The following is a 13,746-nucleotide window of genomic DNA, read 5'->3' on the forward strand; positions in this document are numbered from 1 at the left end:
ACAAGGAAGAAGTAATGACTCAATTGATCTCCCACGTATCCCCACAATCCCTGACCGATGTCCTGCAAGCCGCCGGTTATCGCGTCAACCAGACCGAACAGAACGGCATCGTACAGTTGCTCAGCGCCAGTCAGGGCATCGGTTACGCCGTGCGTTTCGGCAACCCGGCGGTGGAGCAGGGCAGCTACGTCGATTTCACTTTCAGCTGTGCGCTGCGGGTGCAAGGTGAGTTGCCACAAGGCGTGGCCGAACAGTGGAACGCCACCCGGCGTTTTGCGCGGTTGTCGCTGCAGGGCGAGTTTCTGGTGATGGAAATGGACGTGGTGCTGGCCGCCGGTGTGAGCAACGATCACCTGCGCGGCAATCTGGAATTGTGGGATCGCCTGTTGCAGGAGTTCATCGTCTACCTGCGTGATTTCAGCCAGGCGGCGCAAGCCTCGACGGCCAAAGTCGCTTCCGCTGAGCAAGAGGAAGTCGCGCTGTGAAAAAGCCTGCCATGGTGATCGGCGCCGGGGCAGTGGCGCTGTTGGTGGTAGCCGTGGCGCTGGTGCTGCGACCGGGCACTGACCCGGTCGCAGCGCAGCAATCGTCGCCCTTGGCGGCGGTTGCTGTGGGGCCTGCGGTAGCGCGGTTGGGCAATCAGCAGGTGACGCCGCAGGAGTTGCAGGCGTTGTTGGCCACGGTCCCGCCGGCGACTCGCGAACAATTGCGCGGCAACCGTGAAGCGCTGGAACGCTGGATTCGTGCGCGTCTGGCTGAGAAAGCCGTGCTGGAGCAGGCCGACGCTCAGGGCTGGGCGCAGCGTCCGGACGTGGTGCGGCAAACCCGCGCGGCCACCGAGCAGATCGTCTTTCGCGATTACCTGCGCTCGGTCAGTACGGTGCCGGCGGACTACCCGAGTACGGCCGAGTTGCAGCAGGCATACGACGCTGGCAAGGGCAACTGGCAGACTCCGGCGTTGTACCGGGTGAGCCAGATTTTCCTCGCTGTGCCGGATGCGCAGAGCCTGGAAACCGTGCGCAAACAGGCGACCGAGCTAAGCAAGAAAGCCCAGAGCACGCCGGGGGATTTTGCCGCGCTGGCGACTCAGTATTCGCAGGATCGGCAGACTGCCGAGCGCGGCGGCGATACCGGGCTGCAACCGTTACAGCAATTGGTGCCGGAGGTACGGGGTGCGGTGGCGAAGCTGAAGGTCGGCGCAGTGTCAGACCCGCTGCAGAGTGCAGCCGGTTTCCACGTGATCAAACTCACCGAACAGCAACCGGCACGTACTGCGACCCTCGACGAACTGCGCGATCAACTGACCCAGGCCTTGCGTGCGCAACGGCAGGAGCAGATTGCTCAGGCGTATCTGGACGGGATGCTCAATACTGCGACTTTGAGTATTGATGGGGCCGAGCTGAACAAGGTCCTCGAAACCAACCATTAGAACACTGGCACACCACAAACCCTGTAGGAGTGAGCCTGCTCGCGATAGCGGTGTGTCAGGCAAAGAGATGTCAGCTGTGCCGACGCCATCGCGAGCAGGCTCACTCCTACAAGGGATCTGCGCAATGTCTAAATACAAAGATCGACAGGGAGTCATCGATGTCATTCACCGAACCCGCAGGACGACAGGGTAGCCCCGACTATCGCTGGGCACAGGGCGAACGCGAGCCGTGGCTGGCGCAAGCCGCGACCATTGATGCCGAGGTCGCGCAATATTTTCTGGTCAGTGCCCGTTGCGGTTGCTTCATGCAGGCGGCGCGCAGCCTCAACGTGCGCTCGACCTTGCTGCGCAAACAACTGGCGCAGCTCGAGCAGGAACTGCAGCACTCGCTGTTCAGCTTTCAGGGCAGCGCCCTGAGCCTGACCCGCGAGGGCCAGCAACTGCAGGCGCAACTGGTGGCGCTGGCCCACGAACGCAAACTGCCGGTGGTCGAGCAGCCGCTGGTGCGTCTGGCGGTAGCCGAATCGATCCTGCATGACATCCTCGGTCGCGACCTGATCGCATTGCTGCGGCGCAATGCCAGCGTGCGCCTGGAGATCATTGCGCTGGACAGCGAACTGGCGCTGCGTGCGGTCAGTGCCGACGTGGTGCTGTGGCTGGCCCACGGCGAAACCCCCAGCCCCGGCCCGACCTTCGCCACCAGTCAGCCGCAGGCCCTGGCGCGTCTGGATTACCTGCCACACATCGCCAAACGCTATTCCCGGGTCACCGCGCGCCCGGCGAGTGCCGATGATCTGAGCGATTTCATGCTGGTGCAATGGCAGCATGACCGGCAGATCGCCAGCTTTCGACCATGGAATGAGCTGGTCGAACAACGCCTGGCCGGCGTGGTGCAGATGCAGTCCTATGAGCTGATGCTGGAAATGATCCGCTGCAGCGCCTGCATCGGTTTGTTGCCGGCGTACATGAGCCGCTTCGATCGCGGGTTGATTGCGCTGCCGGGGCTGTTTGACGAGCCGATGCAGTTGCAGGCATGGCTGGCGGTCAACGCTGAATCCCGGGATGTCGCCGAAGTGCAAACCCTGGTCGAACTGATCCAGCACACCTTCAACGAACGCCAGGAATGGTTTCAGACCTGATCTTCCCAACACCCCCAATCCCCTGTGGGAGCGGGCTTGCTCGCGAAAGCGGTCTGAAATTCAACATCTGTGTTGCCTGACACACCGCTTTCGCGAGCAAGCCCGCTCCCACATTTTGATATTCGCCAGCCAGACGCTCAACGGTTTAGAGTAAGTGGCCACCCATCGATCCAGGAAGGATCCGCCATGCCCGACCACAACCCCGCCATCACCCTCGAACGCTTCAACGAATCGCATATCGAGGCCGTCACCGCGCTGTACAACGATCCAGCCGTGACCCGGCAGGTGCTGCAGATGCCGTTTCAGTCCACCGAGATCTGGCGGCAACGGCTGCTGGCGGAGAGCGAGCGGATGGTCAAACTGGTGGCGCTGCATCAGGGCGCGGTGGTCGGTCATCTTGGGCTGGAAAATTATTCACGAATTCGCCGCGCCCACGCCGGCAGTGTCGGCATGGCGGTCGCTGTGGCGTGGCAGGGCAAAGGTGTCGGGTCGAAACTGCTGGCGGCGGCGCTGGACGTCGCCGACAACTGGATGAACCTGCACCGGGTCGAACTCTCGGTGTACGCCGACAACCAGGCGGCCATCGGTCTCTACCGCAAGTTCGGCTTCGAGAACGAAGGCCTGTTTCGTGACTACGCCGTGCGCGACGGGCAATGGGTCGACACCCTGAGCATGGCCCGTCTGCGTCGTCGATAAGCCAAAAATCCTGTGGGAGCGTGGCTTGCCGGCGAAGAGTCACCGCGGTTTTTCAGGTATCACGCGTCATCGTTCTTCGCGGGCAAGCCACGCTCCCACAGGTTCTGTGAAGTCAGTCATCCACAGCGAACGCCACCGCCGCCTGCGCATGCAGCTCGGTGGTGTCGAGCAGGGGCAGGGCGCTGTGTTCGGGTTTGACCAGCAGGCCGATTTCCGTGCAGCCGAGGATGATCGCCTGGGCACCGCGCGCGGTCAGCGTTTCGATCACTCGTTGATAGATTTTGCGTGATTCGGCACTGATGACCCCGACGCACAGTTCGTCGTAGATGATCCGGTGCACGTCCTTGCGCTCGGCGTCGTCCGGCACCAGTACCGTCAGACCCTGTGCAATCAGACGCTGCTTGAGAAAGTCCTGCTCCATGGTGAACGCCGTGCCGAGCAGACCGACTGTGCGCGCGTCAATGTCCAGTGCCGCCTGCGCCGCCGGCTCGGCAATGTGCAGGAACGGAATGCTGATCGCTGCCTGAATCTGCGCCGCGACCTTGTGCATGGTATTGGTACACAGCACCACGCATTCGGCACCGCCGGCTTCGAGCCTGCGTGCGGCATCCACCAGAATCGCCGCTGCGTCGTCCCAGCGCCCGGCGTGCTGGGCCTGTTCGACCGGGCCGAAGTCGACGCTGTACATCAGGATTGGCGCCGAACGCAGCGGGCCGAGTCGGTCACGAACCTGTTGATTGATGAGACGATAATATTCAGCGCTGGATTCCCAGCTCATGCCGCCGATCAGGCCGATGGTGCGCATTGAAATTCCTCGAACAATGACCCGTATTGGAAAAGTCGGGCTCCGGCCGAGTGTCCATCGGTTCAACGACGGATGCCAGTACAAAGCAACTGTACCGTTGATCCTGTTGCCAAGTGTCACGGTGCCGGCGCTCAAGGTTTAACGTACGCCGGCGCTTCGATCTGTCACTATCGACTATCGCAGGCTCTCCCCGAGGAACGTACCGATGAACGACGTACAACAACTGGGCGAAATGCTTCGTCACTATGCCGAGAGTGAAGCGCACAAGAAGCAATTGTTCGAAACCCAGTCACAGGCGTGGGCCAGCCGCATCACCGAGCTGTTCGGCCAGATCCAGCAATGGCTGGAACCGGTGCAGGCACCGAACCTGCTGGAGGTGAGCCGCGAGGCTTACGTCGCATTCGGGCCGAGCACACCGGTGGAAACCTCGACCTTCAAGACCGAGAAACTGAGCATCGTGATTGCCGGCAAAGCGGTGGAGTTCGTGCCGGACGTGATGGGCAGCGCCGGGCAGATTTCCCTGGCGGTGATGGGCCTGACGGCGGCGCGCTATGGCAGCATTTCGCTGGTCGGCTTGCCCAGCGGCGAGTGGCAATGGCGCAAGACCAATGGCCTGAAGGATCCGGACACCTTTTTGTTTGATGCGGATTTTCTCGCCCAGCAGTTGCAGAGCCTGATTCCGCGCGACCGCGCCTAGATCTCAGGATTTGCACAAGTCCCCTGTAGGAGTGAGCCTGCTCGCGATAGCGGTATATCAGTCACCATAAAGTTGGCTGAATGACCGCAATCGCGAGCAGGCTCACTCCTACAAAGGGGCGGTGGTGGGGTTACATCTCGAGGTTCACCCAGCCCGGTTTCGCCTCTTCCGGCGCCACCGACTTCACGGTTTTGCCCGTCGCCAGTTCCACCCGCCGTGCCACCTCCGGATCATCGGCAAACGGCACCATGCTCGCGTCGTCGAGGCTCTCTGAGGTCTGGTGGCGCAGGCAGTACTCCACCGCCAGCCACAGAAACACCACCCCCAGCACATTCAAGAAAATATCCATCCTCTGCGGCTCCCTGCCTCAGGCGATCTGCGCTTGGCTGCGTGCCAGCGCCACGTCGGCGACCCGCACCGTGCGCCAGACGTTGTAGGCCATCAGCAGCATGCCGCTGAGGAAGAACACCCCGCCGGCAAAGCGCACGATGAACCCCGGATGACTGGCCTGTAGCGCTTCGACGAAGGAATAGGTCAGCGTGCCGTCCTCGTTGATCGCCCGCCACATCAGGCCCTGGGTGATGCCGTTGACCCACATCGACGCGATGTACAACACCGTGCCGATGGTCGCCAGCCAGAAGTGCAGGTTGATCAGCGGCGTGCTGTACATCTGCTCGCGGCCAAAGACTTTCGGCACCATGTGATAGGTCGCGCCGAAGGTGATCATCGCCACCCAGCCGAGCGCGCCGGCATGCACGTGGCCGATGGTCCAGTCGGTGTAGTGGGAGAGGGCGTTGACCGTTTTGATCGCCATCATCGGCCCTTCGAATGTCGACATGCCGTAAAACGCCAGCGACAGGACGAGGAAACGCAAAATCGGATCGGTGCGCAACTTATGCCAGGCGCCGGACAAGGTCATCATGCCGTTGATCATTCCGCCCCAGCTCGGCGCCAGCAGGATCAGCGACATCGCCATGCCCAGCGACTGCGCCCAGTCCGGCAGCGCGGTGTAGTGCAAGTGGTGCGGGCCGGCCCAGATGTACAGGGTGATCAGCGCCCAGAAATGCACGATCGACAACCGGTACGAATACACCGGGCGGTTGACCTGTTTCGGCACGAAGTAATACATCATTCCGAGGAAACCGGTGGTCAGGAAGAACCCCACCGCGTTATGCCCGTACCACCACTGCACCATGGCGTCGGTGGCCCCGGAATACACTGGATAGGATTTGAACCAGTCCACCGGGATCGACAGGTGATTGACCACGTGCAGCATGGCGATCACCAGAATGAACGCACCGAAAAACCAGTTGCCGACGTAGATATGCTTGGTCTTGCGCTGCACCACGGTGGTGAAAAACACGATGGCATACGCGACCCAGACCACCGCCATCCACACCGCGCCGGAGAATTCGATCTCGGCGTATTCCTTGGTGGTGGTGTAGCCCAGCGGCAGGGTGATCAGCATGATCACGATCACCGATTGCCAGCCCCAGAAGGTGAAGGCGGCGAGCTTGTCCGAGTACAGCCGCACCTGGCAGGTGCGCTGCACCGCGTAGTAACTGGCGGCGAATTGCGCGCTGCCGGCGAAACCGAAAATCACCAGGCTGGTGTGCAGTGGCCGCAAGCGGCCGAAGGTGGTCCAGGGCAGGTCGAGGTTCATGTCCGGCCACACCAGTTGCGAGGCGATCCATACCCCCATCGCCATGCCGACGACACCCCAGAAAACCGTCGCGATAACGAATTGGCGGACGACCTTGTAGTTATACGCCTGTCCGATTGTTGCTGTGCTCATGGTCAGTTCTTCCACGGTTGCAAAGTCTTGCCAGGCCACCCGGTCTGGCACGAGCTGCACTGTAGAAACAGCGCCAGAAACAAAACAGGCTCAGGAATACTTCATTTGTACGGATCAGATTGAAGTGCTGCCTGCGGCGTTCTGCCGCGCCCTGATATGGTTTTTATCGTTTCAGGTGAATCTGTTGCGTGCTGCGCTGCTCGTCCATAGTCGGGGAAAATCTGTAGGAGTGAGCCTGCTCGCGATTGCGGTGTGTCAGTCAACAAAGCAGTTGCCTGACACACCGCAATCGCGAGCAGGCTCACTCCTACAGGAATTGCGCACAATTCTGATGGGGTAGCCGCTGCATGTATCAATACGACGATTACGACCGCGCACTGGTGTCCGAGCGCGTTGCGCAATTTCGCGATCAGGTCGAGCGCTTCATGGCCGGCGAGTTGAGCGAGGAGGAGTTCCTGCCGCTGCGTCTGCAAAACGGCCTCTACCTGCAAAAGCACGCCTACATGCTGCGGGTGGCGATTCCCTACGGGACACTGAGTGCCGAGCAGATGCGTACGCTGGCGAGTATCGCCGCCGACTACGATCGCGGCTACGGTCACTTCACCACGCGGCAGAACCTGCAATTCAACTGGATCGAACTGGCGCAGGTGCCGGACATCCTTGACCGCCTGGCGCAGGTCAACATGCATGCGATCCAGACCTCCGGCAACTGCGTGCGCAACATCACCACTGAAGCGTTTGCCGGGGTCGCGGCGGACGAGCTGATCGACCCGCGCCCGCTGGCCGAAATCCTGCGGCAATGGTCGACGATCAACCCGGAATTCCTCTTCCTGCCGCGCAAATTCAAGATCGCCATCTGCTCGGCGAAGCAGGATCGTGCGGCGATCATGATGCATGACATTGGCCTGTATCTTTATCCGGGGCGCGACGGGCAGATGCTGTTGCGGGTGATCGTCGGTGGCGGGTTGGGGCGCACGCCGATCCTTGGTCTGCAGATCCGCGAAGGTTTGCCGTGGCAGCATCTGCTGTCCTATGTCGAAGCGATCCTGCGGGTCTACAACCGCCATGGCCGGCGCGACAACAAGTACAAGGCGCGGATCAAGATTCTGGTCAAGGCGCTGGGCATCGAGGCGTTCGCCAAAGAGGTCGAGGAAGAATGGCAACACCTCAAGGACGGCCCGGCGCAGCTGACCGAGGCTGAATATGAGCGGGTCGCCAGTGCCTTCGTGCCGCCGATCTATCACACCCTGGCCGACACCGATCTGGACTTCGGCACGCGCCTGGCCGAAAGCCCGGCGTTCGCCCGTTGGGTCGCGCGCAACGTGCAGCCGCACAAGAAAGCGGGTTACACCAGCGTGGTGCTGTCGACCAAACCGGGGCTGAGCGCACCGCCGGGGGATGTCACCGGTCAGCAGATGCTGGCCGTGGCCGACTGGTCAGAGCGTTTCGGCTTCGGCGAGATTCGCATTGCCCACGAACAGAATATCGTCCTGCCCGATGTGCAGAAGTCCGACCTGTATGAACTCTGGCGACTGGCCTGCGAGCACAATCTGGGCAGCGCCAACGTCGGCCTGCTGACCGACATCATCGCCTGCCCGGGCGGCGATTTCTGCGCGCTGGCCAACGCCAAGTCGATCCCGATTGCCCAGGCGATTCAGGCGCATTTCGACAACCTCGACTACCTGCACGACCTGGGCGACATCAGTCTGAACATCTCCGGTTGCATGAACGCCTGCGGCCACCACCACATCGGCAATATCGGCATTCTCGGCGTCGATAAGAACGGCAGCGAGTGGTACCAGATCACCCTCGGCGGCGCGCAGGGCAAGCACAGCGCACTGGGCAAGGTCATCGGCCCGTCGTTCAGCGCGACCGAAGTGCCACAGGTGATCGAACGGATCATCGGTACGTTTGTGCGTTACCGCGAAAGCGAGGAGTTGTTTGTCGACACCGTGGCGCGCATTGGCCTCGAGCCGTTCAAGGAGCGGGTCTACCCGAAAGCGCTGGAGGTGTCGGCATGAACAATCTGCTGCGCCTGGAGCAGGGTGTTGCGCGGCTGATCGAAGACGATCCTTGGACACTGATCCGCGAGCCGGAGCAGGGCAGGCCACAAGGATTGCTGATCCTGCCGCTGGCGCACTGGCTGCAATCGCCTTCGACTCACGCGGTGTGGCTGGGGCCGGACGACGAAGTCGAAAGCGTGGTGCCTTGGCTGGCTTCGCTACCGCTGATTGCCCTGGACTTCCCGAGCTTTCGCGACGGTCGCGCCTACAGTCAGGCGTATCTGTTGCGCAGCCGGTTTGGCTGGGCCGGCGAGTTGCGCGCGATCGGTGATGTGCTGCGTGATCAACTCAGCCATATGCGTCAGTGCGGGTTCGACAGCTTTGCGGTGCGCGAGGACAAATCGGCCGAGGATGCGCTGAAGGGACTGGCGGGGATGAGCGTGCTGTACGGCCGCTCGGTGATCGAACCACGGCCGCTATTCCGCAGACGCTGAAGACTTTGTGGCGAGGGAGCTTGCTCCCGCTGGAGTGCGCAGCACTCCAAAACAGGCATGATGCAATCGGTCAGATAAATCGCGTTGTCTGGTTTGGGGCGGCTTCGCCACCCAGCGGGAGCAAGCTCCCTCGCCACAGGTGTCTGGCGTTGCTCGTACAGGGGAAACCCTTACATCCCGCACCATTCCCGGATTTTTCCTTGGGTCGATGCTGGCCTTTTGGTAGAGTCGCCGTCGCCAGCGGGTTTTCGGCTGGACGACGGAACGAAGAAGGGAGTCTGGGTAGTGAGTGCGGGCAAAAAGATTTTGGGCCTCACGGCGTTGCTGTTGATGCTGACGCTGTGGGCCAGTTACTTCTATGTGTTCAAGGAAAACCGCGACGGCCAGTTGGGCGGCGCCGGTGAAAGCACCGCGTGGTGCGGCGCGCCGCCGTCCACCGAAGCGGCGCTGTTGGGCAAGGATCAACTGACCTTGCGCGTCACCAACAACCTGCGCGGCGAGTTCATGCTCAGTGGCTCGCTGGTGGTCTCCGAACGCACCTTCAACCGCTACGATCTGGGCCGCAACGAACTGCGTCTGCGCCTCGAACCGTTGCAGTGGTCGTACGGCGTCACGCCGATCTTCCTCGAACAGGTCAAGGTCCAGCCGCTGAGCCGCAACCTCGCCTCACCGACCAAGAGCGCCTACGCCGAGCTTGAGCCGCGGCCGATCGGCGTCCAGGGCCAAGTCACCGAATTCCCCTTCGACACCTATCGCTACGGCTACAAACCGGTGCTGTATTACCTCAAGGGCAGCGAGCGCATCGATTTGCGCTTCAAGAACATCACCACGCTGATGGACATGTCCAACACCTTCACACCGATCCAGAAGTACAACCGCGTCGAGTACATCAACGAGAAAAACTCGATGATCCGCGACGAAGACTACAAGGCCTACGGCCCCCACGAATGCGCGTTCAGTGTCGAGCGCAAAGGCTCGTTCAAGGTCGTGGTGCTGTTGTTCCTGCTGGTGCTGTGCCTGCCGCTGCTGCACGTGTTCTATCGCGACGAGCCGGGGATCGACTTCCTCGCCACGCTGGTGACGATTGCCGTGGTACGGGTGCTGCTGGTGGGGCCGGTGCAGGACTTCCAGCTGTACAACATCGACTTCCTGTTTGGCGCGGCGATCCTGCTGGTGGGCTCGGTGTCGCTGATCAAGGCGATGCGCGCCAACAGTCGGCGGGAGATGGCGTTGAAGAGTGGCGCGACGTCTTCCTGGTAACACCCGGCGCTTGAGATCAACACTGACCCTGTGGGAGCGGGCTTGCTCGCGAATGCGATACATCAATCACCCTTGATGTTGGCTGAGAGAATGCATTCGCGAGCAAGCCCGCTCCCACAAGGGATCAGCGGTTATTTCAGCGCCGGATCCCCCATGTTCATCTTCTTCCAGCCCTGCAACAGCACCTGCGCCTTCGGCTCCTGGCCGTTCTCCAGGTAGTACTGGATCAACGACAACCGCGCATTGCGGTTCGCCGGTTGTACCTTGAGCAAACGCTCCAGCGCGTCACACGCCTCAGTCACCTTGCCACTGTCGTGCAACGCCACCGCCAGCACATAACCGTACTGCGGGTTCTGCGGCTCCAGTTGCGCGGCTTGGTGCAGCGCGGTCATTGCTTGTGCCGTCTTGCCGGCGCGGATCAATGACAGGCCACGGGTGTGCTGCAACAACGCAGCCTCCGGGTGTGCCTTGAGGCTGTTGTCCAGCAGGGTTTGCGCTTCCTGTCCCCGGCCATTGGCCTCCAGCCATTGCACCAGCGTCACCAGTGCCGGGTAGAAGTCCGGATCGCGCTTGAGTGCCGTACGCAGCAATCCTTCGACCTCGGCAGCTCGGCCACTGGCTTGATACAGCATCGCCAGATTCAGGTTGGCCTCGGCCCGTTCCGCGAGACTTTTCTGCACCGCCTCATACTCGGCAATCGCCGCGTCCCAATTGGCCTGGGCGGCACCGAGGCCGTTGTTGCGCGCGACGCTGAGCAGGTCCCGCGCCGCGACGATGCGCACGGCTTTCACCGGATCGCCGAGCAGTGGCGTCAGCAACGACGCGCGCTCGGTGGGTGGCAGGAAGGCACTGATTGCCCGCACTGCACTTTCGCGAACCTGCGGCGCCGGATTCTGCAGATCCCGGGTCGCCAGTTTCAGGGATTGATCACTGGGATAAAGCGGCAGTTCGGCCAGCAACGTCGCACGCTGAATCGCCGGCAGATCGCTGCGCTGCAATTGCTCATGCAAAGCGTCCGCCGCTCCCGGCTGGCCGTTGCGGATCAGCCACAGGCTCTCGTCATAGCGTGGTGCCTGCGATGTCGCCGCGGAGGCATTCCACAACTTGAACTGCGCGCTGACCTTGTCGCCGGCCTTGCCCTGATGGCAGCTCAGACACGCATCGGGCGTACCGAGTTTTTGCGCGCGTTCCGGGTTGGGGATGCTGAAGCTGTGGTCATGGCGCCAGTCGTTACCCATGTAGAACTTGCCGGGCATGTGGCAATCCACGCACTGCGAGCCGGGCTGGCCTAGCGGGTGGCGGGTGTGTTCGATGGAATCGTAGTTCTTCGCGTGCAGGCCCTTGCCGTCGACGCCTGCGAGCGAAGTCTTGCCTGCCGTGTTGTGGCATTGCAGACACACGGCGTTGCCCGGCGCCTTGAGTTTAGTGCTGTGCGGATTGTGGCAGTTGCTGCAGCGCACACCCTTGTCGAACATTTTGCTTTGCAGGAACGAGCCGTGTTCGAACACTTCATCCTTGATCTTGCCGTCCAGCGCATACAGTTCGCGGGTGAGAGTGCTCGGCAGGTAGTCGTCCATCAAGCGCTTGCCGACGGTGTAGCCATCGCCCAGCGGCGCACGGCGCGCGTGGCAGCGGGCACAGGTTTCGATCTCGACGCTGGCGTTGTTGTCCTTGAGGTCGACGGCAAAACCCTTGTGGATCAGGTCGTCTTTTGTCTGCGCCCATTGCAGGTGATTCGATGCCGGGCCGTGGCAGGCCTGACAGCCGACACCGAGGCTGTTCCATTGGCTGTTGAACGTGTTGCTGGCCGCATCGAAATTGCGCTTGAAACCGGTGGTGTGGCACTCGACGCACATGAAGTTGGCGTTCTGACTGGGCTTGCTCCAGTGCAGCGGATTCTTGAAGTTCACACCCTGGCCGGGGTAGAGGTGAAACCAGCGGTGTTTCTCGGTATCCCACGCCACGCCGAGTGCCTGCAAACGGCCTTCGCCGACCTCGATCAGATATTGCTGCAACGGGGCAATGCCGAAGGTGTAGGCGACTTTGAAGTCAGCGTTCTTGCCATCGATACCCGGCGTATTGACCCAGAACTCGTCGCCCTTGCGCGAGAAGCGGGTAGTCTCGTTTTCAGCCTTGAAGGTGACGTTGTTGAAGTCGCCGAGCAGGGTTTCACCATTCGCTGCCTGCATCGCCAATTGGTGATGTGAGCCTTGCCAGTCCTTGACCTGCTCGGTGTGGCAGCCCTGACACTGTTGCTCATCGACCATGCTGGCGGGCTTCTGTGCCACCGGTTGCGGTTTGGCGGCGACAGGCGCCGCCGCGCTGATCGGCGGGGCCGTGTACGGCGCGGGCGCGGGGCTGAACAGAAACCAGCCAATCCCCGCCACTGCGGCCAGCAGCACACCGATGGTGAGGGGGAACAGGTAACGTGAAAGGGACGGTCGGGACGAATCAGGATCAGGCGGTACGACTTTATTTTTATGCTTGGGCATTACGACTTCCATGGTCCAGGTGCATTGGCCTGCTGGCGTGCATTCAAGCTTGATGCAGCTTTGCCGGATGCCCGGCGTCTGTCAAACGCCGGTTGTGAAGCAGCCCCCGAAGTTGTGTGAATTTTCCGGTTTTGCAGGGCAATCAGCGTGGTTTTAGCTATACCTGTAACTCCCCCATACGCAATACATTCAGGCCTTCTGACAGGAGTTACAGCATGAAGCTAGCCGTAATGATGGGCACCCTCTGCATCGCCACCCTTGGCGTGGTGGGTTGCTCCAGCAAAACCGTTGCTCCCGATGAGTATTCCGGCTTTCTCAAGGACTACAGCCAACTCAAGGAGGCCAAATCGCCGTCCGGTGCCGAGGTGATGCGCTGGATCGATCCGAAGGTCGACATCAGCAAGTTCACCAGCGTGTATATCGAGCCGACCCAGCTCTATCCAAAGCCGCAACCGACCGCGAAGATTTCGCAGCAGACCCTCAACGGCATCACTTCCTATTACGACCAGGCGCTCAAGCGTGAAATCAGCAAGGATCTGCCATTGGCCAACGGCCCCGGCCCAGGAGTGATTGTGGTGCGCGCGGCGATTACCGCCGTGAGCAGCAAGACCGAAGGCCTGCAGGTGTATGAAGTGATTCCGGTTGCGCTGGTCGCGGCAGCGGTCAGCACTGCCAGCGGTATCCGTGATCAGGAAACCACTCTGGCCACCGAAGCGGTGTTCCTCGACGGTGCGAGCAACAAGGTGGTGGCGCAAGTGGTGCGCAAAGGTACCGGCAAACCACTGGAAAATGACACCCAGGCGATGAAGGCCACCGACGTCAAACCGGTGATTGATGGCTGGGCCAATGACATGCATCAGATGTATGTAAAGCTCAAGGCCAGCTCCAAATAATCCAGCGAGGCGTGGGCCCATTCGCGAGCAAGCCCGCTCCCAC

General features: G+C 61.3%; 13 protein-coding genes. 9 read left to right on the forward strand and 4 right to left on the reverse strand.

What is annotated here, in order from left to right; translation table 11 throughout:
* Window positions 1-14 precede the first annotated feature (14 nt).
* The 4 genes from CKW11_RS00680 (at window position 15) to CKW11_RS00695 (ending at window position 3,264) form a co-directional block, all read left to right on the forward strand.
* The gene (locus tag CKW11_RS00680) at window positions 15-485 is read left to right on the forward strand and encodes a YbjN domain-containing protein (protein WP_095135500.1); all 471 of its coding nucleotides are present in this window, start codon (window positions 15-17) and stop codon (window positions 483-485) included.
* Window positions 482-1,429, forward strand: coding sequence for a peptidylprolyl isomerase (locus CKW11_RS00685; protein ID WP_095135502.1), 948 nt, complete (start codon window positions 482-484; stop codon window positions 1,427-1,429). The genes CKW11_RS00680 and CKW11_RS00685 overlap by 4 nt, the downstream gene beginning before the upstream one ends.
* A 158-nt stretch (window positions 1,430-1,587) precedes the next feature.
* Window positions 1,588-2,568 (forward strand): LysR family transcriptional regulator, encoded by a 981-nt coding sequence (locus CKW11_RS00690; RefSeq protein WP_095135504.1) that lies wholly within the window; start codon window positions 1,588-1,590, stop codon window positions 2,566-2,568.
* Window positions 2,569-2,754: 186 nt separating this feature from the next.
* A complete protein-coding gene (locus tag CKW11_RS00695; RefSeq protein ID WP_095135506.1) occupies window positions 2,755-3,264 on the forward strand; it encodes a GNAT family N-acetyltransferase in 510 nt (169 codons plus the stop codon).
* A gap of 112 nt (window positions 3,265-3,376) precedes the next feature.
* On the opposite strand, the gene CKW11_RS00700 is transcribed toward CKW11_RS00695, so the two are convergent.
* Window positions 3,377-4,069 (reverse strand): aspartate/glutamate racemase family protein, encoded by a 693-nt coding sequence (locus tag CKW11_RS00700; RefSeq protein WP_095135509.1) that lies wholly within the window; start codon window positions 4,067-4,069, stop codon window positions 3,377-3,379.
* 205 nt (window positions 4,070-4,274) lie between these two features.
* Here CKW11_RS00700 and CKW11_RS00705 point away from each other — a divergent pair, with 205 nt between their 5' ends.
* Window positions 4,275-4,766, forward strand: coding sequence for a hypothetical protein (locus CKW11_RS00705; RefSeq protein WP_095135511.1), 492 nt, complete (start codon window positions 4,275-4,277; stop codon window positions 4,764-4,766).
* A 130-nt stretch (window positions 4,767-4,896) separates the two neighbouring features.
* Here the strand turns inward: CKW11_RS00705 and CKW11_RS00710 are convergent, their stop codons facing one another.
* Window positions 4,897-5,115: a CcoQ/FixQ family Cbb3-type cytochrome c oxidase assembly chaperone gene (locus CKW11_RS00710; protein ID WP_095135514.1), complete on the reverse strand. Its 219-nt coding sequence runs from the start codon at window positions 5,113-5,115 to the stop codon at window positions 4,897-4,899.
* Window positions 5,116-5,133: 18 nt separating this feature from the next.
* Window positions 5,134-6,561 carry a cytochrome-c oxidase, cbb3-type subunit I gene (ccoN, locus tag CKW11_RS00715; protein ID WP_047294666.1) on the reverse strand — a complete coding sequence of 476 codons (1,428 nt, stop codon included), beginning with the start codon at window positions 6,559-6,561 and terminating at the stop codon, window positions 5,134-5,136.
* A gap of 347 nt (window positions 6,562-6,908) precedes the next feature.
* Here ccoN and CKW11_RS00725 point away from each other — a divergent pair, with 347 nt between their 5' ends.
* From CKW11_RS00725 to CKW11_RS00735, 3 genes are all read left to right on the forward strand, one after another.
* A complete protein-coding gene (locus tag CKW11_RS00725; protein WP_095135516.1) occupies window positions 6,909-8,582 on the forward strand; it encodes a nitrite/sulfite reductase in 1,674 nt (557 codons plus the stop codon).
* Entirely contained in the window at window positions 8,579-9,058 is a 480-nt protein-coding gene (locus CKW11_RS00730; RefSeq protein WP_047602172.1) for a DUF934 domain-containing protein, read from the forward strand. Before CKW11_RS00725 ends, CKW11_RS00730 begins: the two co-directional genes overlap by 4 nt.
* A gap of 285 nt (window positions 9,059-9,343) precedes the next feature.
* On the forward strand, window positions 9,344-10,318 hold the full coding sequence (locus tag CKW11_RS00735; protein WP_047602174.1) for a hypothetical protein: 975 nt from the start codon (window positions 9,344-9,346) through the stop codon (window positions 10,316-10,318).
* A 131-nt stretch (window positions 10,319-10,449) separates the two neighbouring features.
* Here the strand turns inward: CKW11_RS00735 and CKW11_RS00740 are convergent, their stop codons facing one another.
* Window positions 10,450-12,810 (reverse strand): tetratricopeptide repeat protein, encoded by a 2,361-nt coding sequence (locus CKW11_RS00740; RefSeq protein WP_095135518.1) that lies wholly within the window; start codon window positions 12,808-12,810, stop codon window positions 10,450-10,452.
* A gap of 215 nt (window positions 12,811-13,025) precedes the next feature.
* Between CKW11_RS00740 and CKW11_RS00745 the strand changes: the two genes are divergently transcribed.
* Window positions 13,026-13,703 (forward strand): DUF3313 domain-containing protein, encoded by a 678-nt coding sequence (locus CKW11_RS00745; RefSeq protein ID WP_095135520.1) that lies wholly within the window; start codon window positions 13,026-13,028, stop codon window positions 13,701-13,703.
* Window positions 13,704-13,746: the final 43 nt, after the last annotated feature.

This window comes from Pseudomonas sp. Irchel s3a10 (assembly GCF_900187525.1).
In the GTDB taxonomy this organism is placed as follows: Bacteria; Pseudomonadota; Gammaproteobacteria; order Pseudomonadales; family Pseudomonadaceae; genus Aquipseudomonas; species Aquipseudomonas koreensis_G.

Coding starts and splice junctions, on each gene's coding strand:
- CKW11_RS00680 (WP_095135500.1), top strand. CDS start 15: ATGACTCAATTGATCTCCCACGTATCCCCACAATCCCTGACCGATGTC.
- CKW11_RS00745 (WP_095135520.1), top strand. CDS start 13,026: ATGAAGCTAGCCGTAATGATGGGCACCCTCTGCATCGCCACCCTTGGC.
- CKW11_RS00710 (WP_095135514.1), bottom strand. CDS start 5,115: ATGGATATTTTCTTGAATGTGCTGGGGGTGGTGTTTCTGTGGCTGGCG.
- CKW11_RS00690 (WP_095135504.1), top strand. CDS start 1,588: ATGTCATTCACCGAACCCGCAGGACGACAGGGTAGCCCCGACTATCGC.
- CKW11_RS00695 (WP_095135506.1), top strand. CDS start 2,755: ATGCCCGACCACAACCCCGCCATCACCCTCGAACGCTTCAACGAATCG.
- CKW11_RS00730 (WP_047602172.1), top strand. CDS start 8,579: ATGAACAATCTGCTGCGCCTGGAGCAGGGTGTTGCGCGGCTGATCGAA.
- ccoN (WP_047294666.1), bottom strand. CDS start 6,561: ATGAGCACAGCAACAATCGGACAGGCGTATAACTACAAGGTCGTCCGC.
- CKW11_RS00725 (WP_095135516.1), top strand. CDS start 6,909: ATGTATCAATACGACGATTACGACCGCGCACTGGTGTCCGAGCGCGTT.
- CKW11_RS00740 (WP_095135518.1), bottom strand. CDS start 12,810: ATGCCCAAGCATAAAAATAAAGTCGTACCGCCTGATCCTGATTCGTCC.
- CKW11_RS00705 (WP_095135511.1), top strand. CDS start 4,275: ATGAACGACGTACAACAACTGGGCGAAATGCTTCGTCACTATGCCGAG.
- CKW11_RS00700 (WP_095135509.1), bottom strand. CDS start 4,069: ATGCGCACCATCGGCCTGATCGGCGGCATGAGCTGGGAATCCAGCGCT.